21 protein-coding genes are annotated in these 21992 nt (G+C 39.4%); 14 read left to right on the top strand and 7 right to left on the bottom strand.

The window, feature by feature from the left end; genetic code table 11:
* Positions 1-35: 35 nt before the first annotated feature.
* A complete protein-coding gene (locus tag EHO58_RS17145) occupies positions 36-749 on the top strand; it encodes a queuosine precursor transporter (RefSeq protein WP_135626615.1) in 714 nt (237 codons plus the stop codon).
* Positions 750-893: 144 nt separating this feature from the next.
* Here EHO58_RS17145 and EHO58_RS17140 read toward each other — a convergent pair whose 3' ends face one another.
* Complete coding sequence (locus EHO58_RS17140; protein ID WP_135680736.1) at positions 894-1232, bottom strand: hypothetical protein; 339 nt, start codon at positions 1230-1232, stop codon at positions 894-896.
* 98 nt (positions 1233-1330) lie between these two features.
* Between EHO58_RS17140 and EHO58_RS17135 the strand changes: the two genes are divergently transcribed.
* The 10 genes from EHO58_RS17135 (at position 1331) to EHO58_RS17090 (ending at position 12903) form a co-directional block, all read left to right on the top strand.
* Positions 1331-2851 (top strand): 2-isopropylmalate synthase, encoded by a 1521-nt coding sequence (locus EHO58_RS17135; protein ID WP_135680735.1) that lies wholly within the window; start codon positions 1331-1333, stop codon positions 2849-2851.
* Positions 2852-2982: 131 nt separating this feature from the next.
* On the top strand, positions 2983-5007 hold the full coding sequence (locus tag EHO58_RS17130; protein ID WP_135680734.1) for an oxidoreductase: 2025 nt from the start codon (positions 2983-2985) through the stop codon (positions 5005-5007).
* A 51-nt stretch (positions 5008-5058) separates the two neighbouring features.
* Entirely contained in the window at positions 5059-7467 is a 2409-nt protein-coding gene (locus EHO58_RS17125; RefSeq protein ID WP_135680733.1) for a PP2C family protein-serine/threonine phosphatase, read from the top strand.
* Positions 7468-7607: 140 nt separating this feature from the next.
* On the top strand, positions 7608-7943 hold the full coding sequence (locus tag EHO58_RS17120; protein ID WP_135680732.1) for an LIC14007 family protein: 336 nt from the start codon (positions 7608-7610) through the stop codon (positions 7941-7943).
* A 116-nt stretch (positions 7944-8059) separates the two neighbouring features.
* Complete coding sequence (locus EHO58_RS17115; protein ID WP_100723911.1) at positions 8060-8530, top strand: FKBP-type peptidyl-prolyl cis-trans isomerase; 471 nt, start codon at positions 8060-8062, stop codon at positions 8528-8530.
* An 8-nt stretch (positions 8531-8538) separates the two neighbouring features.
* Positions 8539-10530, top strand: coding sequence for an ATP-dependent helicase (locus EHO58_RS17110; RefSeq protein WP_135680731.1), 1992 nt, complete (start codon positions 8539-8541; stop codon positions 10528-10530).
* Positions 10493-11287, top strand: a complete 795-nt coding sequence (locus EHO58_RS17105) for a SprT-like domain-containing protein (RefSeq protein ID WP_135680730.1) — start codon at positions 10493-10495, stop codon at positions 11285-11287. The genes EHO58_RS17110 and EHO58_RS17105 overlap by 38 nt, the downstream gene beginning before the upstream one ends.
* A 5-nt stretch (positions 11288-11292) precedes the next feature.
* Positions 11293-11478: a hypothetical protein gene (locus EHO58_RS17100; protein WP_135626608.1), complete on the top strand. Its 186-nt coding sequence runs from the start codon at positions 11293-11295 to the stop codon at positions 11476-11478.
* 202 nt (positions 11479-11680) lie between these two features.
* Positions 11681-12346: a hypothetical protein gene (locus EHO58_RS17095; RefSeq protein WP_244241212.1), complete on the top strand. Its 666-nt coding sequence runs from the start codon at positions 11681-11683 to the stop codon at positions 12344-12346.
* Between the two features lie 11 nt (positions 12347-12357).
* Positions 12358-12903 (top strand): YceI family protein, encoded by a 546-nt coding sequence (locus EHO58_RS17090; RefSeq protein WP_135680728.1) that lies wholly within the window; start codon positions 12358-12360, stop codon positions 12901-12903.
* Here EHO58_RS17090 and EHO58_RS17085 read toward each other — a convergent pair whose 3' ends face one another.
* From EHO58_RS17085 to EHO58_RS17060, 6 genes are read right to left on the bottom strand one after another with little or no spacing between them, the layout of a single operon-like run.
* On the bottom strand, positions 12904-14094 hold the full coding sequence (locus EHO58_RS17085; RefSeq protein ID WP_135626605.1) for a VWA containing CoxE family protein: 1191 nt from the start codon (positions 14092-14094) through the stop codon (positions 12904-12906).
* A gap of 5 nt (positions 14095-14099) precedes the next feature.
* Positions 14100-14903, bottom strand: coding sequence for an AAA family ATPase (locus EHO58_RS17080; RefSeq protein WP_135626604.1), 804 nt, complete (start codon positions 14901-14903; stop codon positions 14100-14102).
* Positions 14904-14905: 2 nt separating this feature from the next.
* Positions 14906-16243: a TldD/PmbA family protein gene (locus EHO58_RS17075; protein ID WP_135680727.1), complete on the bottom strand. Its 1338-nt coding sequence runs from the start codon at positions 16241-16243 to the stop codon at positions 14906-14908.
* Positions 16243-17625 (bottom strand): TldD/PmbA family protein, encoded by a 1383-nt coding sequence (locus EHO58_RS17070; protein WP_135680726.1) that lies wholly within the window; start codon positions 17623-17625, stop codon positions 16243-16245. The genes EHO58_RS17075 and EHO58_RS17070 overlap by 1 nt, the downstream gene beginning before the upstream one ends.
* A gap of 52 nt (positions 17626-17677) precedes the next feature.
* Entirely contained in the window at positions 17678-18097 is a 420-nt protein-coding gene (locus EHO58_RS17065; protein ID WP_135680725.1) for an HIT family protein, read from the bottom strand.
* Entirely contained in the window at positions 18097-18570 is a 474-nt protein-coding gene (locus tag EHO58_RS17060) for a hypothetical protein (protein ID WP_135680724.1), read from the bottom strand. The genes EHO58_RS17065 and EHO58_RS17060 overlap by 1 nt, the downstream gene beginning before the upstream one ends.
* A gap of 68 nt (positions 18571-18638) precedes the next feature.
* On the opposite strand from EHO58_RS17060, the gene EHO58_RS17055 reads away from it, so the two are divergent.
* From EHO58_RS17055 to argC, 3 genes are all read left to right on the top strand, one after another.
* The gene (locus EHO58_RS17055) at positions 18639-19484 is read left to right on the top strand and encodes a hypothetical protein (protein WP_135680723.1); all 846 of its coding nucleotides are present in this window, start codon (positions 18639-18641) and stop codon (positions 19482-19484) included.
* Between the two features lie 274 nt (positions 19485-19758).
* A complete protein-coding gene (gene recA, locus EHO58_RS17050) occupies positions 19759-20850 on the top strand; it encodes a recombinase RecA (protein WP_208728841.1) in 1092 nt (363 codons plus the stop codon).
* A 125-nt stretch (positions 20851-20975) separates the two neighbouring features.
* Positions 20976-21989, top strand: coding sequence for an N-acetyl-gamma-glutamyl-phosphate reductase (gene argC / locus EHO58_RS17045; RefSeq protein WP_135680721.1), 1014 nt, complete (start codon positions 20976-20978; stop codon positions 21987-21989).
* Positions 21990-21992 lie beyond the last annotated feature (3 nt).

Genomic DNA, 21992 nt, shown 5'->3' with positions numbered 1-21992 from the left:
TTGACAGAGACTTAATTCGCAAGATTTTTCCTCAGATGCAGTTTCACCGGCCATTCAAACTATTTTTCGTTTTAGGTTCCATCTTCATAACCTTCTTATTAATGGCAGAGGTGACTGGCTCTAAATGGTTCCAAGTAACGATCGGAAGTAAGGCCTTAACCATGACCTTAGGTGTAATTCCATTTCCGATCACATTTATCGTAACGGACCTTTTGAATGAGTATTATGGAAGAAGAGGTGTTAGATACCTAACCCTAGTTGGGATGGTAATGATCGTTTTGGCATTCTTCCTTCTTCAATTGGATATGGCTATTCCTGCGGCAGGAAATTCGCCTGTAGATGATCATTCCTTTCAGGTGGTATTCTTTAATACAGGGCAAGTGATCACAGGCTCTATCGTGGCTTACCTAATCGGACAGCTTGTGGACATCCAAGTCTTCCATTTGATCCGGAAGAAGACCAAAAACAAACTTCTTTGGCTTAGAGCCACCGGTTCGACAATTTTCTCACAACTGCTGGATTCTTATGTCGTTATCTTTGTTGCCTATTGGGGAACTTACGATTTCCAAACACTGAACTCAATCTCGTACACGAACTTCTTCTATAAGATCTTTATTGCGATCGGGATCACTCCTTTGATCTACCTCGCCCATTACTGGATCGAAAAGTATCTAGGAGAAGATGCTCATAAAATGGCAGAGGCAGCTCTCAAAGAAGGAAAAGAAGAGGTCCAACCTTATCCGGGTTGAAGTTTCGCACAAAGATCACTGAGAAATATAAAGAATTTAAGGTAAAAAGCCCAAGACCTTCTACCCTTAGCGGCTTCGCGTGAAAATAACAATAAGGAAAGATTTGGGAATCACGCAAAGGCGCAAAGACCGCTAAGGATTTCGCTACCAATGCAGCCAGATCCGGTTTTTCCAAGGATCTAAATACGAAGAATATTTATCTGTCTCAGATTCTTTCTGAAAACCGAAGCTTAACAGTCGAGTTTCGAAAGCTGGGACCTTCTCCTTTCGGATCTTCCAGACTAGGGTTCCGGGAGTTACGGGACATTCCTCTGTTTCTTTACTAAAGATCACTCTTTGGTTTTCGGAAAAGAGAAGTTCTGCATGGCCAAGGCTTGCGACCAGAACTTCTCCGCTGAAAAGATCCGAGTAAAGCCTTGCTGCTTCCGAGCAATCTTCTGATTTTAAGCTAGCGCCAAAGAAACTAAGAGAGTCCCTGTCCATAATCCGGTCTAATCTCCGAAAGGCCAAAACCGCTTATTTATTAGGTTTACGGCCCGATTCAGACTATAATTTTGGAGTTAGGGAAGTTTTCCAAGCATATGAACTCAAATTTGGATTTTGTTCGGATTTTCGATACCACTCTCCGAGACGGAGAACAATGCCCAGGCGCGGCAATGAGCGAGAATGAGAAGATAGAGATCGCACTCCAACTCGCTAAAATGAATGTGGATGTGATCGAAGCAGGTTTCCCGGTTTCTTCCCCAGTACAATTCCAGGCAGTCCAAAGAATTTCCAGAGAGGTCGAAGGTCCAATCATTGCGGCACTTGCAAGAGCGGTTCGTCCAGACTTAGAAGCAGCTGCAAAAGCAATCATTCCCGCTAAAAAAAGAAGAATTCATACTTTTATCGCATCCTCTCCCATTCATATGAAATTCAAACTAGGTAAGGATCCTGCAGAGGTTTTAAAAATGGCTGTGGAAGCAGTCAAGATCTGTAGAGACCATGTGGATGATGTCGAATTTTCTCCGGAAGACGCAACTCGTTCCGAACCAGAATTTTTAAGAGAACTTTGTGAAGCAGTAATCGAAGCCGGTGCAACCACAATCAATATCCCAGACACTGTAGGATATACAACACCATACGAATATGGTGAATTATTTAAATTCCTGATCCAAAATGTAAAAGGAAGTGAGAAGGCAATCTTCTCCGCGCATTGCCATAATGATCTAGGGCTTGCTACTTCTAATAGCCTTGCTGCTATTTTAAACGGAGCAAGACAAGTAGAATGTACTGTAAACGGTATCGGAGAAAGAGCCGGTAACACAGCGATGGAAGAAGTGGTAATGGCACTTCGTACACGTAAGGATAAATTCGGAATACAAACCAAGATCCAAACGGAAGAAATTGCAAAAGCTTCTTATCTAGTAAAAACAATCACCGGAATGGTGGTACAGCCGAACAAAGCAGTTGTAGGTGCTAACGCATTTGCTCATGAGTCCGGGATCCACCAAGATGGTGTTTTGAAAAATAGGGAAACCTACGAGATCATGACTCCAGAAAGTGTCGGGATCCAATCCAATAGAATGGTACTTGGAAGACATAGCGGAAGAGCAGGATTTAAAGACAGGATTGTTCGTTTAGGATTCAGCCCTCATCCGGAAGAATTAGAAGCCGCTTACCAAAGATTTTTAGAGATCGCGGATCGTAAAAAGGAAATTTTCGACGAAGATATTCGTGCATTATTCGCCGATGAATCCAGAAAATCTTCCAACGATAAATATGTATTAGAAAGTTTTCATGTAACTACAGGTACTAAAAGTACCCCTACCGCAAGTATTCGACTTTCTATCGAAGGAAATACCAAAGAAGAATCCGCAACCGGGGATGGTCCAGTAGATTCTATCTTCAAAGCGATCCAGAAGGCTACTATAAGCGGTGATGTGGAACTCATTAAGCTTGTAATCTCTCCAGTAACAGAAGGACAGGATGCTTTGGCAGAAGCTTCCGTTACTTTAGAAAAACATGGAGAAAGAGTCGTAGGAAAAGCAAGCTCCACTGATATTATTGAGGCTTGTTCTCAAGCGTATATCTCCGCTTTAAATCGTTTCTCTATGAATTAAAATTTTTGCCGAATCATGTTCGGTATCTATTTTCAAAATTCCCAGAAAAACCGTTGCCTTTTCTAAAATCAGGTAAAATCCTTTCTTAGTAGAACGAGTGTTCTACTCAAATAAAAAGAAAGGTGAACTGTGTGTCTTCTTTAGATATTTCCCCAATCTTTCGCCCGATAGAAATCGGAGCCGAAACTATTCCTAATCGTATTATCATGGGATCCATGCACTTGGGTTTGGAAGGAATGCCCGAAACTGCAGATAGAATGGCCGCATTCTATGGTAAAAGATTTGAAGGAGGAGTTGGTCTCATTACCACCGGAGGAATTTCGGTTAACGCGGAAGGAAAAGGTTCCAATATATTTTTCGATTTCCAGAAAGAAGAAGATTGTGTAGAACTCGAAAAAGTTGCCTCAGTTCTTAAACCGATGGGAATTTTCTGCGCACAATTATTCCATGCGGGAAGATATGCCTACCACAGAGAACTTGTAGGACCTTCTGCGCTACGCGCACCTATCAATCGATTTATACCAAAAGAACTTTCTACTGAAGATGCTTGGAGAACCATTCGTGAATTTGGATCTTCCGCATTACGTGCGAAACAAGTAGGTTTCAGAGCGGTAGAAGTTATGGCTTCGGAAGGATATTTGGTGAACCAATTCTTTTCGGAAGTGACTAACAAAAGATCCGATGAATTCGGAGGTTCTCCTGAAAATCGCAGAAGATTTGCGATAGAAACAATGAAAGAAGTCCGCAAACAAGTAGGGCCAGGTTTTCCAGTCATTGTAAGAATGTCTGGGATCGATTTGATCCCGGGTAATCCAACCTTCGAGGAAGTAATCTCACTTGCAACTGAATTGAAAGAAGCAGGAGCGGATGCACTCAATATTGGGATTGGTTGGCACGAGTCTCGAATTCCTACAATCTCTCAGTTGGTTCCAAGAGGAGCTTGGGCAAAGATTGCAGGAAAAATAAAGTCCTCTGTTCCAGGAATTCCGATCATCGCTTCCAATAGGATCAATATGCCGGAGACAATCATCCAAGTATTGAATGCTGGAGAAGCTGATATAGTGAGCATGGCAAGACCATTCTTAGCGGATGCGGAAATCGTTAATAAGATCAAAGAAAACCAGACAGAAAGAGTGAATACTTGTGTAGCCTGTAACCAAGCTTGTTTGGACCATACTTTCAAAGAAGAAATGGTTTCTTGTTTGGTAAATCCTTCTGCAAATAGAGAGTTGGATTGGAAATCTCTTCCTCAAGCCAAAAAACAAAGAGTGGTAGTTGTCGGTTCCGGGCCAGGCGGAATGGAATCTGCAAGAGTTGCCGCTTTACGTGGACATGAAGTAATACTATTAGAAGCTTCCGGAAAATTAGGTGGCCAATTGAATCTTGCCGCCGCCATCCCGGGTAAATTCGAATTTTTTGAAACAATCCGTTATTTCAAAAACGAACTTCCTCGTTTAAAAGTGGATATTCGTCTGAATACAAAAGCGGATCTGAAACTATTGGATGATCTAAAACCGGATGCTGTAATTTTTGCAACTGGTGTTCTTCCTAGAAACCTGAACCTCCCTGGTTTAGACAAAAAACCACATGCAAGTTATGTTGAGTTCCTAAATGGAACATTCAAACCAGGTTCCAAAGTTGCTATCATTGGAGGCGGAGGGATCGGTGTGGATGTGGCACATAAACTTACTGAAGAGAAGGACCCGGATATTCCTACCTACTTCGAAAAGTACAATGTGAATTCTTATACACAGGCAGTAATCCAACCGGAAACCGCTCCTAGAAAAGTTTCCATCCTCAGAAGAAATGGAAAAGTAGGAGCAGGTCTTGGAGCTACAACCTCTTGGGCGCTTCTGCAAGAGTTACAATCCAAAGGTGTGGATTTCCTTTCTTCTCTTACCTATAAAGAAGTAACCGATAAAGGTCTTGTGATTGAGACCAAAAAAGAAGGAGCAAAGACATTAGAATGCGATTCTATTATTCTTTGCGCGGGACAAACAAGTGATACTTCTTTGTATGAGGTTTTTAGCAAGGAAAGAACTGGTATTCCTTCCTATCTGATCGGTGGGGCAAAAGATGCTTCCGGAATAGACGCTAAACGCGCTATGTTGGAAGGTTATCTGGCTGCTTCGAAGATCGGAACAGAACAAAACTAAAAAAGTACAAGCAATCTAATAGATTTCATACCCGTTTCTCCGGAGGCAGGTATGAAATCAAAATTAGGAATCTGCATATTTTCCATTCTACTCAGTATTGGAACGAATACATTTTTTCATTCTTTGGAATACAGAGAATGGATTTATTCAAATTTATTTTCTTCCAGTAAACAAAAGGATCCATGTAAATCATTTGTCTTCCTGGAACAAGATTGGGAAGTTTCCGAACTTTCCGGCAAGAAGATCGGAACCTTTTCATTACCTAGGAACTTTTCGGACTTAGATCATTCTGGTCTTCTGATTTCTAAATCGATCCATTTCTCTGAACTTCCGGATTGTGAACTTTCGCTTTTCCTAGGAAAAACATCAGAAGGCGCAAAATTATTTTGGAATGGTGTTCTTCTTTCGGAAAGATCAGAAGCAAACAAACAATTTAAATTTAGCTACGATAAGAAGAAGATTTCTAATTCTATTCCGATAGAGTATGATCATAAGATCGAAATTTTAGTTTCAGAATATTTCGAAAATGAATTAGGGATCTTAGAAGGTATCCCGAGTATAGGAAATTCGAAATATATTTTACAAAAACATTATAAATTCCAGATCTATTATCTGATCCTGATCTCTACATTCCTATTATTAGGGATCTATTTAGTCTTTCTTTCCCTACAAGAAAGACAATTAGAATCTCATTTTTATTTTGGGACATTTCTTATATTATTCTTTCTGTTTTCATTTTTCGGCTCGGAATGGAAATATGAATTGGATTTGGATTTTCTATTTTGTAAGAAGGCGGAGTATATTTCGCTTAGCTTTCTATTTCCATTTTTCACATTCTTCTTTTCAAAATTTTGTAGAGATAAACATCATCCTTTTGAATTTCCCCTATTCTTATGGGCCGGATTTGTGTCCTTCCTGTTTATCCAATCTTCCAGTCCTTTAGAATTGGATACATTAAATCGAACTCTTCTGCAACCTTCTTGGATTGTATATCTTTGGGTATTATTCAAATGCCTTAAGGCCAGATCATCCGAACATGATGGTGCTGGATTTTTAGGATCGATCTGTTTTTTAGTATTTTCTATCCTTTTGGATATTATATCCGCTCGCGCATGGATTGTATTTCCAAGAAGTTCTGAATATTCCGTTTTAGGATTTATACTATTCTGCTCTTTTAGGATCTCAGGCAGATTTGTAGAAATGAAAAATCGGCTCAAAAGTTGGAATGAAAAACTACAAGAAGAAGTAACTCTAAAAACGAAAGAACTTACAGAAAGTTTCACAAATGTCCGCAGCCTAAAGGAAAAGCAGGACGGGGATTATTTCTTAATGAGCGTTCTACAGTCTTGTTTTCAAAATAAGATCCGGAGTGTAGGAGATTTCAAAATCGAGACCTTGGTTTCCCAATTCAAAAAATTCGAATTTAATTCCAAACCGGGAGAGATTGGAGGAGATATTATATGTATAGAAGAGATCCGGATCGGGGGAAGAAAATTCCTAGCCATTCTAAACGTGGATGCAATGGGGAAATCTCTACAAGGGGCGACAGGTGCACTACTCTCCTCTTCCATGTTTAAGTCTCATATCGATTCTTCCGCTTCCGGATTTTATACTCCAGAGACATGGATTGTTTCCTTATACAGAAAGATCCATGGGTTATTCCAGAGTTTTGATGGAAATCTGTTTGCAACCGGTATCTTAGCGGTTTTGGATCCGGAAAATTCTTGTATCTTCTTTTTGAATGCAGGGCATCCCACTTCTATTCTTCTGAGAAACAATATTTCGGGATTTATAGAGAATGAAATTTCTTACAAGATGGGAATTCCAATCTTAAAAGAAATCCCAAAAGTACAATGCATTTCTCTAAAGGAAAATGATTCGATTATTTTCGGTTCGGATGGAAGAGAAGATCTTAGATCCAGAACAAAAACCGGAGAGATCCATTCATTCTCGGAACTATTCTTATTAGAAGTTTCGAATACGAAAGCAGATCTTGTTCTACTAAAGAATAGAATGTCCGAATATGGAGATTATATAGACGATCTAAGTTTAGTAAGCATCTTCAGAAAAGTAAATCCTCAAAAGAAATCCAGGGATCTATGGAGAGAAACTTCTAAAAGAAAAAATCTACAAAAAGGTATTCTTATATGGAAGAAGGGAGATAAAAAAATTGCATGTTCCTTTTTCTCCAAACTAAGTGCAGATGATCCTAAAGACAAGGATTTGGCTTATATCACAGCTTGGGCATTTTGGAAAACTGGAGAGTTGGAGAAGGCCAAAACATATTCCGAAAAACTGTTGTATAGAGATCCTAAAAATCATCAAAATCTTATATTATTAGCAAAAATTTATTTTCAACTAGGAATATCGGATGTTATACTTTTAGGCTTATTAGAGGATACCAGGTCCGACGTGCAAAGAATGTTCCGTCCAACAGATTATTTTAAAAAGGTTTCATAAAACATTCTGTAAACATCGCTAAACTAAGGTCCGTTTTGTGACTCAGAAATGCCAAAACTATTCTTTCCCGTTGACTTTTTGCGGGTATGTTTCTTAATGGAAACCACATTTTCCTCTGGTTTCTAGAGGAGTTATCCAAAATGAAAGTATACTCAGCCGACAGAGTGCCGAACTCAGCAGATTATAATTTATATGTAACCGAAGGAAGTGCCAAAACCAGGCTCAGTTTATTCGAGCCTAGTCTTCCTGGGTATTCCGAATTAGCTGAAAATGATAAAGTTCTAAAGTCTTTGGCATATACAGTTCTTCTAAACTACACCCAAGATAGAGAATTCGCTCTTAGGAATACAAATCGATTCCTGAATTTTCTAAGTGATATTGTTCATAGGGATTCATGGTTCTTCCTAGCCAATCGAGTTGAACAGTTTATTAAAGATGTAGAGAATTTCGGAGTCGAAATTTCCTACGACTTTTGACTTAGCCTCAAAAATCTGATTGTCCTAGGATCTTCCAAGAATATACTAACTTAAATCACGTGCCGGAACTTCCCTCCCTTACCCGTCAAGGGGCCTTTACCCGGTTGGAGCAATAAATGAACCCAAGAGTAGTGACTTTTCACTATAAATTAACAGATAAAGAAGGAAACGAAATCGATTCTTCTCAAGGAAGCCATCCTCTTTCTTATCTGGAAGGAACCGGACAGATCATTGCCGGTCTAGAAGACGAAATCAAAGGTATGAATGCAGGGGATAAAAAAGTAATCTCCGTTAATGCTGATAAAGCTTATGGCCAAAAAAACCCTGAATTAGTTTTCGATGTGCCTAAAAGCCAATTCCCGGAAGGGGAAGAATTGAGTGTCGGAATGATGTTCCAAACCGACGAGCCGGATACCGTTTATACGATTACTGATATCAAGGGAGAATCTGTGATCGTGGACGGAAACCATCCTTTAGCCGGGGTGGATCTGATTTTCGATGTTCAAATCGTAAATATCAGAACGGCGACCGACGAGGAAGTGAGTCATGGACATGTTCACGGTGAGGGGGGACATCACCACCACTAATCTCAATAATGGCGTCCTTAGAGTCACTTAACGAAAAACAAAAGGAAGCTATCGAGACCCTAAACGGCCCGGTTTTAGTGATCGCCGGTGCCGGTACGGGAAAAACAAAAACAATCGTCCACAGACTTTCCAAATTAGTCGAATCCGGCATCCCCGCCGAAAACATCCTACTTCTAACATTTACACGCAAAGCTTCCAAAGAAATGCTCTCCAGAGCAGTATCACTCTTGGACAAACGATGCGCTCGAGTTCATGGAGGAACATTCCATTCTTTCGGAAGTCATATTCTCAGAAAATACGCTCCCGTTCTAGGGTTCTCCTCTCAGTTCTCCATTTTAGACGAATCAGATACTTCCGATATATTCCAACTTTTAAGAACGGAAGGAGAATATGTAAAACAGAAGTCCAGGTTCCCTTCTAACGATACATTGATCTCACTCCATTCTTCTATTATCAATCGTGGAAAATCTTTAGAAGAATTATTAGAAGCGGAATATCCCAAGTTTTTGGACCAAGAATCCGCTATTCGTAAAATTTTCCAAGAGTACACCGATTATAAAAAACAAAGATCTCTATTAGATTATGATGATCTATTGACCTATACAAGAGATCTTCTCAACAAAAATGAAACAGTCCGAAAAAAGGTCTCGGAACAATATAAATATATCATGGTGGATGAATTCCAGGATACGAACCAAATCCAAGCTCATATAGCATGCCTACTCGCGTTAGATCATGAAAACATTTTAGTCGTGGGAGATGATGCCCAAAGTGTGTATTCCTTCCGAGGAGCGGATGTAAATGGAATATTCAATTTTCCGAAATTATTTCCAAAAACAAAAACGATCTATCTGGAAAGAAATTACAGAAGTACTCCATCTATCCTAAATCTTGCGAATGTGGTGCTGGCTAATTTTAGGGAAAAATACGAAAAGTACCTATATACTAAAAACGAAGATTTCCAAAAGCCAGCACTCGTCGGTTATGCAGACGAATTAGAAGAAGCAGAAGGGATTGCCGATCTAATCTTAGAAAGAAGAGAAGATGGTGTTCCTCTAAAGGATATTGCCGTTCTATTTAGATCCGGATGGAATTCGAACCAATTGGAATTAGTTCTTTCCCAGAGAAATATACCATTCTTAAAATTCGGCGGAAAAAAATTCGTAGAAAGTGCACATGCAAAGGATTATCTTTCTCTTCTGAAAATTAAGGAGAATAAGACGGATTCCGTTTCTTGGCTGAGAGTTTTGTTACTTCTTCCCGGGATTGGAGCCGCAAAAGCAAGGTCCATTTTGACTGATTTGGAAAAATCCGGCGGAAATTTAGAAAGGATCGTTTCTGAGTCCAAAGGTGCCACTGCTTCTCATTTAAAAGAATTAAATCATCTAATCAACGATCCGGAAAAGGATTTAAAAAAACTTTTAGGAAACTTCATAGACTACTACTCTCCTCTACTGGAAAAAAGATATGATGATTTCAAAAGAAGATTAGAAGATCTGAATGCATTCTTGACACTTTCCCAAAAGTACGAAACCTTACATGAGTTTTTAGTGGATATGAGTTTAGAAGGGCCTAACCGCAGTTTGGACAAAATTTCTCCGGACGAAGAAGATGAGAGATTGGTTTTGTCCACAGTTCATTCTTCCAAAGGTTTAGAATTTGATACCGTTATTTTATTGAATGTATCAGAAGGTTCTTTTCCTTCCGGAAGAGGAGAAAAAAACTTAGAGGAAGAAAGAAGGCTTTTTTATGTAGGGATCACAAGAGCCAAAAAAAAATTGGTCCTCACTTATCCTCAAATCTCCCAACAAAAAAATTCACAATACTTCAATCGAGTTTCTAGATTTATAGAAGAAATCAGAGAACCGGAAAAAGTATTGGATAAAAGTTTTATCGATAAAAAAGAAGATATTACAGGTCCTCCTTCTTCTTCCCAAAATCCTCAAAATCAGAACGATTCAGATGCTAGAAAAAGAATTAGAGAGTTTTTCGGTTCCTGATCCTATTCCAGCTAGGAACTGGGAAGAATATCTGATTTCCATTTGGGATTCATTGAAAATCAGGTCCAGGCGTTTTAAAGAAAGCCAGGTACGTTCCGTTGAACTGAAATTTTATCCTTATAGGAACGGAAACCATTCCATCTCCTTTCATAACGGGATCCTATCCGCAAAATTTCACACATCCTTAATGGGTGCGAGAGAAGAAATTATCTTCTCCTTTATTTCATTACTCATTTCTAAATTATTGGGACTCAAACCTAAACAGGCTTGGAAAGAAGAAGTTGCCGAATTCCTAAACTCTATTCCCGAGTCAGGATCCGCAAATTTTAAAAAGTTAAAAGAAAACGGAGTCACTTACGATCTAAAGGTAATTTTGGAAGAAATTTCATCTTCCTATTTTTCTAAAATGGATGCAAAACTTCTATCCATCGGCTGGGCTGATCGCCTTGGAAAAAGAAGATTGGGTAGTTACGAAAAACGGAATATGAATATACGTATCAGTCCCATCCTGGACCATAAAGAGGTTCCACTTTACGTCCTGGAACATGTGGTACATCACGAAATTTTACATCATATTTTACCTAGCAGGGTCAAAAACGGCCATAACTCCATCCATAGTCCTGAATTTAAACGTAAGGAAAAAGAATACGTTAGATACAGAGAAGCCATAAATTGGTTGAAAATGGAATATCCTAAGTTTCTAATAAAACACCAAAAAGAAATCGGCCTTAGGCTTAGATCAGAATTTTACGGATAAACTTCATGCATCCGAACCATTTCGAAACAGTATACATTCGCAAAAATATAATCGAAGAAGAACTTTCTAAACTTCTAAAAGAATTTTCCGGTTTAAACTATAAATCTTTAAACGACTATGATAAGGGTGTTTATGACGGATACACCCAAGCAGTTACTGAAGTACTTAGAAAATTACAAAGCAAAAGATAAGATAGATACGCAGTCTCAAAATCCGAGATCATTTCGCTTTAGTTCCGGGCCTTCCGTTTATTCCGCATTTTCTATCACTCATTGCTTTTTGTCATTCTCTACAAATAATGATTTTCTTTTTTGAAATTTGTCTTATGACTCGGATATGGTTTCCGGAAGGAAAATATTCTTCTCTATTGGTTTTCTCTTTTTCACGAGTACGATGTTGTATTCTTCTCCGTACGTTTATAACGATTTTTCCGGATGGTCGCAGACTAATCCTTTAACTCCGGACTATTCTAACTATTCCCCCAGATTTTATAGTCAGGAGACTTCTACTTTAAATACTGCCGAACCGAAAGATCTGCAAAAAGAAAAGGAACGTGTAGAATTGCGTCGTTCTATGTTAGATTGGCATCAGGGTTTAGGTCTTTTAACTTGGGGATTTTGGTTGGCGACCAATTTAGTTGGAGAACAGGCTCTCTCTAATCTAAAAAGGGAATATGAACCTTATGCGAATTTTTTGCTCATCTCCGATCCGCAAAAAAATTTACTTTTATATACCGCACTCATGAAATCTTCTCCATGGGATTCAGAATCTTCCGGGAGTATGCATTCTGCTTTGGCTGGGACAACTTTTACTTTGTATGCAATCACTGCAGGCCTCGCATTCTTCTCCCCTTCTAAAAGTTTAGAAAGAGAACCCGGGCTTAACACAATATTCACTCATAAGGCAATGATCTGGATCCATTTACCTGCAATGCTCGCACTCCCATTTATAGGAGAAAGGATTTCCAAGGAAGGTCCGAGTGCTGCGAATGAAATGAGAGCAGTCGGCTGGGCAGGTTTCGGAGCATTTAGTGTTTCTATCGCAGTTTTTTATTTTTAAGGAGTAATTAAGTGTCTTACCTTTTACGTTTTTTGATTTTGTTCTTATTCAGTGTTTCTTCCGTCTTTTCGGAAGAATTAAAACTACAAGAATCTAATATCAATTTTATAGCAATCCACCCATTCAAAACAGTGAATGGAAAATGTTTCGGAACTACCGTTAGTCCTATGACATTAACTCAAGGTGCAAACGGTTTGCAAATCCCTAAACTTATAAAAATTGAGATCCCTATTTCACAGATCAAATCCGGGGATGAGAATAGAGACGAACATATCATCGAATCTTTAGGATATCCAACGATTTCAAATATCAGTTTTATAAGTACATCCGTCATAGCAAAAGAAAATGAATGGACGATCACCGGAAACCTGACAGTTAAAGGAAAAACGAAAACTATTAAATCTGTGGCGACCATTCAGAAAGAAGGACAAGAAACCGTTCTTTCCGGAAAATTCCAAGTTCTAATGAGTGATTTTGATGTAGAAAGACCTAGTTTACTATTTGCTACCGCAAAGGACGAGGTCACTATAGAATATAAGTTTGTTTTAAAACCCTAGTTATCTCTTTCCCAGAAGTTCTCGGATTCCGTTTTCTAATCCATCTACACTTAAAAAAAACATTGGAAATACTTTTTTGAGTTCGTAGATGGTAGGAGCATCCCAATATCTTTTCGGTTCTGGATTCATCCAAATTGTATCCGCAAAATGGGACTTGATCCTTTTAAAACTGTCCAATCCTGATTCAGGATGTTCAGGCAGTTTAGATTCCTGTCTAAACCTGGAATGATAAAAACCGTAAGCAGGGTCCAAAAGTTCATATGGAGCCATGTATGCATCTCCCACTATGATTAGTTTGGTATCATCCTTATGTTTTCTAAATAAATTTTTTAGAGGAATAGGATATCTTAAATCACCTTTAGGATACACAGAATCATAAACGGAATTATGAAAATAATAATGTCCGAATTCTTTAAAATGATTCATCTGGTGGGCGGCAGAAAAAAGTTTACTCACTCTTTCCGCATAAGGAGTCATACTTCCGCCGGTATCCATTAAAAGTAATACTTTGATCCCATTTTTTCTAGTACGATCAAATATTAACTCAGGATCTCCCGCATTCCTACAAGTTGCATCCACAGTTTTAGGAAGATGAAATTCAGGGATCCCTTCCTTTCTTAGGTTCCTAAGTTTTTTAAGCGCAATCTTGATCTGTCGAACATCCAATTGTTCGTCAGTTCTATAGTCCTTATACTTTCTTTCCATTGCCTGGAAAATAGCGGACTTTCCGCCTCCTTCTCCGCCTATGCGGACTCCGCCCGGATTTACTCCAGAATGCCCGAAAGGAGAACTTCCTCCAGTTCCGATCCACTTATTCCCGCCATGATGTTCCCCTTTTTGGTTTTGGAGCCTGTCCAAAAACTCTTTCCAGAGTTCTTCCGGAGGGATCATTCCAGGTGGAAGTTTATTGGGATTTTCGAATATATTAGAAAGCCAATCCATCATTTCCTTACGGAAAGATTCTTTAAGAACTCCTCTTTCTCCGAATAGTTCGGTGAATACAAGATCGAATGCATCGTAATATTTTACGTCTTTAACTAGACAGAGTCTCGAAACTCTATAAAATTCGTTTAAAGAAAGAAATGTTTTGTCTTTAGTCAGGGCATCGGTTGCTTTTAGAAAATCCAGCAACTCCACTGTAGAGATTGGAACTCCGGATGATTTCAGTCTGTAGAAAAAAGGAAAAAACAAGTTCCTTATCTGAACAATTTCAGATCCTCTTCATTCTTTACAAGGGCACCTATATAAGGAATTCTTCCATCTTCCGGAAGTTTTGCTCCCATATGGATTAGAATTTGGATCCAATCCAGTAGTTCGCTAGTGCCCGGCTTTTTTTTCATATCATCCATGGTACGGATCACATAGAAGGACTCGAGCGCCCTTTTCAAAAGAGAAGATTCAATCTTAGGAAAATGAGAAGATACTATATCCGCCATAAAAGCAGGTTCAGGAAAATCAATATAATGAAAAATACATCTTCTTAAAAATGCTGCGGGAAGTTCTTTTTCGTTATTGGAAGTGATCAAAGTTAAAGGTCTATTGATCGCTTTTATCTTACGACCGGTTTCCTGGATCACAAATTCCATTCTGTCCAATTCTAAAAGTAAATCGTTTGGGAATTCAATATCAGCCTTATCAATTTCATCAATCAATACTACGGAAGGTTCTGTAGCCGAGAATGCTTCTCCAAGGGCGCCCAATCGGATATAATTTTCGATATTACGGACCTTCTCCTTATCTTCCGTAAATCTGGAATCGTTTAGCCTGGAAACTGCATCATAAAAATATAATCCTTCTTTTGCAAGAGAGGTGGATTTTACATGCCATGAATAAAGCTTTTTTTTGGTTTTGAACGATAGATAATCCGCTAAAAGTGATTTTCCAGTGCCTGGCTCTCCCTTTAATAATAAGGGTCTTGCAGTGATCTCGGCGACTTGGACAGCTTCCTCTAATTCTTTAGAAAGTAAGTATGTTTCGGGCTTGTTTCTTTCTTCCGACATGATCAACCTGCTACGTGAATTTCCGAGATCAAAATATCAGGGACCTTGATCGAAGAATAACTGTCGGAATATTCATTGGAAATCCCTTGGATTTTATGAAGTAGATCGAAATAATTTGTGTTCATTGTGATACGATCCACAGCATGTTCCGGTTTTCCATTTTTATAATAGATCCCTTGGACCCCTATAGAAATTTCTCCGGAAACAGCGCTACAACCTGCCCCACCTTCCAATTTGGTTACCAAAATACAATGTGAATCGGATGCTAATAGTTCATCTCTGGTCTTATCTCCCAGTGGGACGATCATATTAGAAAAGGAAGTACCTGCTCTTCCCGAATAGGAACGAACACCGTGACCAGTCGGTAGTACATTGTCCTTTTTGGCAGATTCTAAATTGTACAGATACGACTTGAGAATTCCATTCTCCAAAACCTTGGTCCGTGCCGATGTAGGAATTCCTTCCGCATCTACCAAACGAGATCCAGGATAATCCGGAGTATGAGCTTCACAATAAATACTTAATTTAGGTGATGCTACTTCATTTCCAAGTTTCCCGACTAAACGAGAAGATCCTTTTTGGACTGCATCCGCAAAATAGGGAGAAGAGAACATTCCGAAAATCTGAGGACTGATACGATTTCCTAAAACGATCGTATATACCCCACTCGGAAGTGGTTTCGCTCCTAATAGCTCCGTTCCTCTATAAGCAGCTTCCTTTGCGATATAAGATGGGTCGAATTGGGAAATATCTCTACCGGAGCGGTAATAACTTCCCATCTTCTTTATATCACCTTCTGCGACGACAAGACCTGTTCCTAAATAAGCGACATTGGATTCTTTTTTAACAAATACACCTTTCGAGTTTGCGATCAAACTTTGGGTGGAACTTTTTCCCACACCTACATGCGGAACGTTCTCCACTCTTTTATCCGATTCCCAAGAAGCATGGTCTAGTGCTAAACCTTGCTCTCTCATCCATGCAAAATTTAATTTTTCTAATGCAGGATTATAATGTTTTAGATCCACCTCCGCCAATGGTTTTGGTCCGGGAAGTTCCATATCCAGAGGATCTGTGATCTCAGTCTGGTCCATTGCATCTCTTACCATTTGGGAAAGAGCTTCTTTACTAAAACGTTCGCTATAAGAATATCCTGGGCGGGAATTATTCAAAACACGGATACCAACTCCTCTGGAGCGGGAGGTTTCCGTAGAAACAATTCGTCCTTTAAAAACTTCTATCCCGATATCTTCCGAGTCAGTAGCGATCAGATCGAAGGAATCAATTCCATAACGTTTTCCTTCTTCTAGTACGAATCCGGCTGCTTGTTCCAAATCCATTATCTTCCCCCTACTAGGATCTCATCCACTTTGAGCGAAGGTTGTCCTACGGTTACAGGGATTGAACCGGAAGAAGCACCGCAGGTTCCAGCGGCCAATTCTAGATCTTTTCCTACCATTGAAATTTTAGGAAGAATTTCGTGGCCCTTGCCTATCAGAGTGGCTCCTCTTACAGGCTCTGATATCTTTCCATTTCGGATCACGTAACCTTCTTCAACTGCGAAATTGAATTCTCCTGTGGCTGGGTTTACTGAACCGCCACCCATTCTTTTTGCATAAAGTCCGAAATCTACGGACGCAAACATCTCGTCCAAGGAATCTTTTCCTGCTTCAATATAAGTATTTCTCATTCTGGAAACTGGAGCGTATTGGTAAGATTCTCTTCTTCCACTTCCGGTTCTTGGGGATCCTGTTTCCATGGATCCTATCCTATCAGCAAGATAGGCTTTTAAAATTCCGTTTTCTATCAGAAGTGTTTTTTGTGTAGGCATTCCCTCATCGTCTATTTTCAAGGAACCGTATTGTTCTTCTATTGTTCCATCATCATAAGCTGTAAGGCATGATTGTGCGATTGGCTCTCCTAGTTTTCCTACAAAAGGAGAAGATTTTTTGCGGATAGCCTCAGTCTCCAAAGGATGACCACATGCTTCATGGAAAATTACTCCACCAAAACCGTTGCCCATTACCACAGGCATTTTTTTACCTTCTATATAACCTGCATCCAACATGAAAAGAGCTCTTTCGCCTGCTTTTCTTGCGATATCTTCTACAGCTAATCCTTCGAAAAATTCGAATCCCTTTAGAGCGCCAGGAGATTCACTTGCTACGAACCTTTCGCCCTTATTTTCTGCGGTTACAGAAAGGAAAAATCTACTTCTAACTCTTAGATCTTCTACCCAAAGTCCTTCCGAGTTTGCGATCAGAACATTCGTAACTATATCGGAAGCGCTGACTCCCACTTGTATAATCTTAGAAGAAACTTTTCTAGCGACCGTATCCGCAGTTTGTAGGAGTTCCAACCTTCTGAACGGAGGAACTTTTCTAGGGTCATGTATATTTTTAGAAAAAGAATATTTGGAAACATCTCCGGGAAGAGTAAATGTTCCTGAGCCATTACCTGCCTCTCCTCGAGAATCAGCGAGTAAATGAATTAAAGAAAGTAAATGTTGTTGGTCATCATTACTTGTATAAGCATACAAAACATCCGTCCCATATACCAATCTGATCCCGATCCCATAATCAGTTGCCGCAAGTGATTGTTCTATCTTTTGGTCTCTGAGTGAAATGGAAGAATTTCTGGATTCTTCTTCATAAATTTCCACAAAGTCCGCTTTTCTTTTTTTACCTGCATCGATCAGGGTTTCTATATTGGATTGATTCATAACCTTTTACTTTAGACAGAAAATTTTTGATAATAACGGACAGGAAAAAGGATCACTCAAATTTAGGGAATGGAATACCGACCGGTGCTGAGGCTAAACCCTCCAACGCTAGTCGAATATACTCAGGTCCTTTGATATCCTCATATCTAGGAACAAGGTGAAAATGCATATGAGCTACTTTTTCTGCGACCAATACCGTATAAATTTTAGGAGGAGAAAACTTATTATGGATCCAATCGGTTGCGAATTGGAGCGTCTCTCCTAAATCCTTGAATTCTTTAGTGTCCCAGTCCGAATATTTTTCTCTATGGGAAATTGGTTCTATATATAGATAACCTGGGATTTTTTTATCTTCAGGCGCATGACGGATGATAAAAGAAGAATTTTGGTGAATTAGTCCTGGGATCTTTGCCCCGCGCAGTACCGAACAAATTGGGCAATCTGGAGAAACGACTAAGGTTTTATGGGCCATTACACCCCGCTGCCCTGGGAAAGATAGGATTTGTATTTTTCATACACTCTAAAGATATAATCCTTATCCGAACAAAAACGAATGATACATCTATAGAAATGATATCTTTCCAGATCCTTTCTTTCTCCGTTCTCATCCACCTTATGTTCTTTTAAAAGAGACTTTAACATTCCTAAAAATAAGGACCTTTCCTTTTGGTTATATCCTTCCTGGGAATAACGCACACCCTCTAGAATATTTACAAACTTTTCGGCGGATGTTTGGAATGAATCCGGAGAAGATAGGAATTCCGACTTCTCCTCAGGCGAAAAAGTAGAGAGATAATCATGGAATAATGTGAGTTGTATCGCCTCTACCAAGGACTGGGTTCTGGCCTTCGTTTCGGTATAAAAAGGAGTTTGGATGCTATATTCCACAAAGTCTTGCCAGGAAGATTTGGTGGTTTGTATTTTATGTAGTTCTAACAGGCTCATATATTTTTAAAGCTTTTCAGTTTGGGGTTTTCGATTATGGTTTGAGTATTACAGGATAAAAGCCGCCTATGTCAAAGGTTTTCCGATTCTTCTTTTTGCTTTTCTTTCTCTCCTATCCCTTAAGCCTTACTGCTTCCGAAAAGTCCCCGGAGGAGTTATTAAATTCGTTTTTAGAATGGTCCGGACATCCGATTTTAGCGGAAGAAAGGATAGTTCGTAATATATCTGCTGAATATATTATTGAGTTAAAAAAAGACTCTGAACAAAGTTTGGAATTATTTCTAAAAAGCGATCTAAAACCTGACAGAAGACAAAACCAAAAGCAGGGTCTAGATAAACTTAGAAAAGATCTAGAAAGCCTGGAAAGATTCGAAGGAGTACAGATCAAATTTTCAGGAAAAGAATGGGAGACCCTATTTTATAATAAGGGAGATTTCCCGGATTCTTATTACGAATTCGAGGCCGGTCCGGTTTCCATCAGATACATATTTCGTAATCTAATATACCGCCCTTTACCTAAATGGGGAGAATTAAAACTACAAGGAAGCTTTCTACTCTTCTCCGAATCAGGAGCGTTGTTATTGTACAAAACAACCCCAGATTTTCCAATCAAGGATCTGGACATTAGAGAAGTCCGTACATTCTTCGAAGAAAATAAAAAGCATACCGGAAATGTGAAAAACTTCTCCGAAAACAAAACGGAACTATTTTATTTTCCTAATCATAATCTGGCTCCCTTCTATATATTACTTCTCTCTAAAATACTTTTGGTGTTTTCCTCTTTCATTATATTTATATTATATGCGGGAAGGTTCTGGAGATTCCTTATAGAACAAACTCGCAGAAGCCATAAGGCGGAAGTCTCGTTTTTAGCGGATAAGACTAAGACGGATAAGGGATTTTTGTCCGATTAGGCCTTGTTTTTCCGGGCTCATTTTACTACAATCATATTTACTATACAAATATTTGCACTTTTTTCACCCCTCTCCTAATTTTTTGGGTGACATAAGAGTGATTTCGTCAGAAACTTTTCCCAGGGAATCCGAAGGTTTTTTAGATCCGACCTGGAATTTGTCCGGGACTAAGAGTATCCTTCGTATTAGAAAAGATTGGATTCCCATTAAAAAAGTACACGCAGTTTTATCTGAGGGGGACCGGGTCTTGGCAAGAGAAGGAGCTAAAGAGTCCATGAAAAAGCAAAAAGAAGAAGCACAGGGTTTGGACGATTCCAAGCGCCAGGCAATTGATCAGGCAATGACCCAAATCGAAAAACAATTCGGTAAGGGCTCCATTATGCGTTTAGGAGCTGCATCTGCAAGTGTAGTTGCACCAGTAATCCCAACTGGATCCTTAGATTTGGATATCGCCCTCGGTATCGGTGGTTATCCATTGGGAAGGATCGTAGAGATCTATGGCCCAGAGTCCTCTGGTAAAACCACCCTAACCCTTTCTGCAATTGCTGAGTGCCAAAAGAAAGGTGGAGTAGCTGCATTTATCGATGCAGAGCACGCCCTAGACCCTGCCTATGCAAAAAAGTTAGGAGTCAATCTTGAGGAACTATTAGTTTCTCAGCCGGACAACGGAGAAGAAGCATTAGAAATTTGTGAATCTTTAGTCCGAAGTAATGCAATCGATATCGTGGTTGTGGATTCAGTTGCAGCCTTAGTTCCTAAGGCAGAGATCGAAGGAGATATGGGAGATTCTCATATGGGTCTGCAAGCAAGACTTATGTCCCAAGCACTTCGTAAACTGACTGGAACCATTTCTAAATCCAAAACGGTTGTTGTATTCATCAACCAGATCCGTATGAAGATCGGTGTGATGTTCGGATCTCCTGAAACGACTACTGGTGGAAACGCATTAAAGTTTTATAGTACAGTTCGTTTGGACATTCGCAAGATAGAAACCTTAAAAGAAAAGGAAGAAGCCACTGGGAACAGGGTACGTGTAAAAGTTGTAAAAAACAAAATGGCACCACCTTTCCGTCAGGCGGAATTCGACATAATCTTTAACACAGGAATTAGTCGAGAAAGTTCTCTCGTTGACTTGGCTGTAAAACACGACATTATTAGCAAATCCGGGGCCTGGTATTCCTATAATACGGAAAAGATAGGCCAAGGAAAAGAAGCCGCTAAAGAATACCTGAAATCAAATCCAGAGATCGCATTCCAAATAGAAAATATGGTAAGAGATCTAAACGGATTACCTCCTTTAGCACCACCTGACGGCAAACTACCACCTGCTCAGCCGTCAGAAGAAGTCCAAAAAGCAGCAGGCTAATATTACTACTGGCTTTCTTTTTAGAAACCATTGACCGCCGGATGAGAACTCATCCGGCGTTTTTTTATTCCAAGCCGAGTCCCGATTTTTAGGATTGTTTCAAACGCTAGTCAAAAGGAAGACCAATGTCAGAGATCAGCATCATCGGAGCAGGCGGATTTACAGGGAAAGAGTTATTAGGACTACTCGCCCGCCATCCAAAATATAAAGCGGTGCATGTTACTAGCGATAAACTTGCAGGCAAATCTCTTTCCGAAGTTTTTCCTGATTTGGTCTCTCCTAAAGATCTTGTTTTTAAAAAACACGAGGACGAAGTTCCAAAAGGTTCACTCGTAGTTCTTGCAGTTCCGAACGATGCCGCTTTAGAGTTAGCTCCTAAGTTCTTGGATAAAGGTCATAAAGTGATCGATCTTTCCGGAGTATATCGTCTTCATAACCAAGAAAAATTTGAAACTAATTATAAATTAAAACATACTAGCTTTTCTCTAACGGCAAAAGCGGTATTCGGTATTCCGGAAATTTTCAGAGAGAAACTGAAAGGTGCCGACTTTGTTTCTAATCCAGGCTGCTTCTCCACTTCAGTGATCCTGGCCTTATACTATTTAGGAAATCTCAGAAAAGAAATCAAACCAAGAATAGTAGCCGATTGTAAATCAGGGATTAGTGGTGCCGGTGGAAGAGTAGAAGACGGTGGATTTTCCTTCAATGGTGTGTATGAAAATTTCAGAGCCTATAAAATTTTAAGCCACCAGCATGAGCCTGAGATCCAAGAGTATTGTTTTGCAGGATCCGGGTTATCCGAACCTGAAGTTTTATTTGTACCTCATTTACTTCCAGTATATAGAGGGATCTTATCCACGATCTATCTGGAAGCAAATTCTGAAAATTTACCTTTTTTCGAAACTCTAACTGAAAATTCTAAATCGGAACCATTCATTCGGATCAGAAAAACTCCGGAAGAGATTGATTTGGCAAAAGTGCAACATACAAACTTCTTAGATATTAGCCTGAGACAAAGAGGAAAGAATATCACAATTGTTTCCGCTCTGGATAATCTAATGAAGGGAGCTGCAAGTCAGGCATTACAAAACATAAATTTAATGTTGAACGAGCCGGAAACCCTGGGCTTACTTTCCTAATTC

It is taken from the genome of Leptospira selangorensis, from assembly GCF_004769405.1.
GTDB classification, from domain to species: domain Bacteria; phylum Spirochaetota; class Leptospiria; order Leptospirales; family Leptospiraceae; genus Leptospira_B; species Leptospira_B selangorensis.
The sequence above is the reverse complement of the archived record's forward strand: the minus strand, read 5'-3'. Positions and strand labels throughout refer to the sequence as shown.

Bases quoted from the DNA above. Each gene is read 5' to 3' on its own strand.
- EHO58_RS17110 (WP_135680731.1), top strand. From the start codon at position 8,539: ATGGCGTCCTTAGAGTCACTTAACGAAAAACAAAAGGAAGCTATCGAG.
- argC (WP_135680721.1), top strand. From the start codon at position 20,976: ATGTCAGAGATCAGCATCATCGGAGCAGGCGGATTTACAGGGAAAGAG.
- EHO58_RS17060 (WP_135680724.1), bottom strand. From the start codon at position 18,570: ATGAGCCTGTTAGAACTACATAAAATACAAACCACCAAATCTTCCTGG.
- recA (WP_208728841.1), top strand. From the start codon at position 19,759: ATGAAAAAGCAAAAAGAAGAAGCACAGGGTTTGGACGATTCCAAGCGC.
- EHO58_RS17135 (WP_135680735.1), top strand. From the start codon at position 1,331: ATGAACTCAAATTTGGATTTTGTTCGGATTTTCGATACCACTCTCCGA.
- EHO58_RS17065 (WP_135680725.1), bottom strand. From the start codon at position 18,097: ATGGCCCATAAAACCTTAGTCGTTTCTCCAGATTGCCCAATTTGTTCG.
- EHO58_RS17055 (WP_135680723.1), top strand. From the start codon at position 18,639: ATGTCAAAGGTTTTCCGATTCTTCTTTTTGCTTTTCTTTCTCTCCTAT.
- EHO58_RS17075 (WP_135680727.1), bottom strand. From the start codon at position 16,243: ATGGATTTGGAACAAGCAGCCGGATTCGTACTAGAAGAAGGAAAACGT.
- EHO58_RS17125 (WP_135680733.1), top strand. From the start codon at position 5,059: ATGAAATCAAAATTAGGAATCTGCATATTTTCCATTCTACTCAGTATT.
- EHO58_RS17105 (WP_135680730.1), top strand. From the start codon at position 10,493: ATGCTAGAAAAAGAATTAGAGAGTTTTTCGGTTCCTGATCCTATTCCA.
- EHO58_RS17120 (WP_135680732.1), top strand. From the start codon at position 7,608: ATGAAAGTATACTCAGCCGACAGAGTGCCGAACTCAGCAGATTATAAT.
- EHO58_RS17115 (WP_100723911.1), top strand. From the start codon at position 8,060: ATGAACCCAAGAGTAGTGACTTTTCACTATAAATTAACAGATAAAGAA.
- EHO58_RS17080 (WP_135626604.1), bottom strand. From the start codon at position 14,903: ATGTCGGAAGAAAGAAACAAGCCCGAAACATACTTACTTTCTAAAGAA.
- EHO58_RS17100 (WP_135626608.1), top strand. From the start codon at position 11,293: ATGCATCCGAACCATTTCGAAACAGTATACATTCGCAAAAATATAATC.
- EHO58_RS17140 (WP_135680736.1), bottom strand. From the start codon at position 1,232: ATGGACAGGGACTCTCTTAGTTTCTTTGGCGCTAGCTTAAAATCAGAA.
- EHO58_RS17145 (WP_135626615.1), top strand. From the start codon at position 36: ATGCAGTTTCACCGGCCATTCAAACTATTTTTCGTTTTAGGTTCCATC.
- EHO58_RS17070 (WP_135680726.1), bottom strand. From the start codon at position 17,625: ATGAATCAATCCAATATAGAAACCCTGATCGATGCAGGTAAAAAAAGA.
- EHO58_RS17095 (WP_244241212.1), top strand. From the start codon at position 11,681: ATGTTGTATTCTTCTCCGTACGTTTATAACGATTTTTCCGGATGGTCG.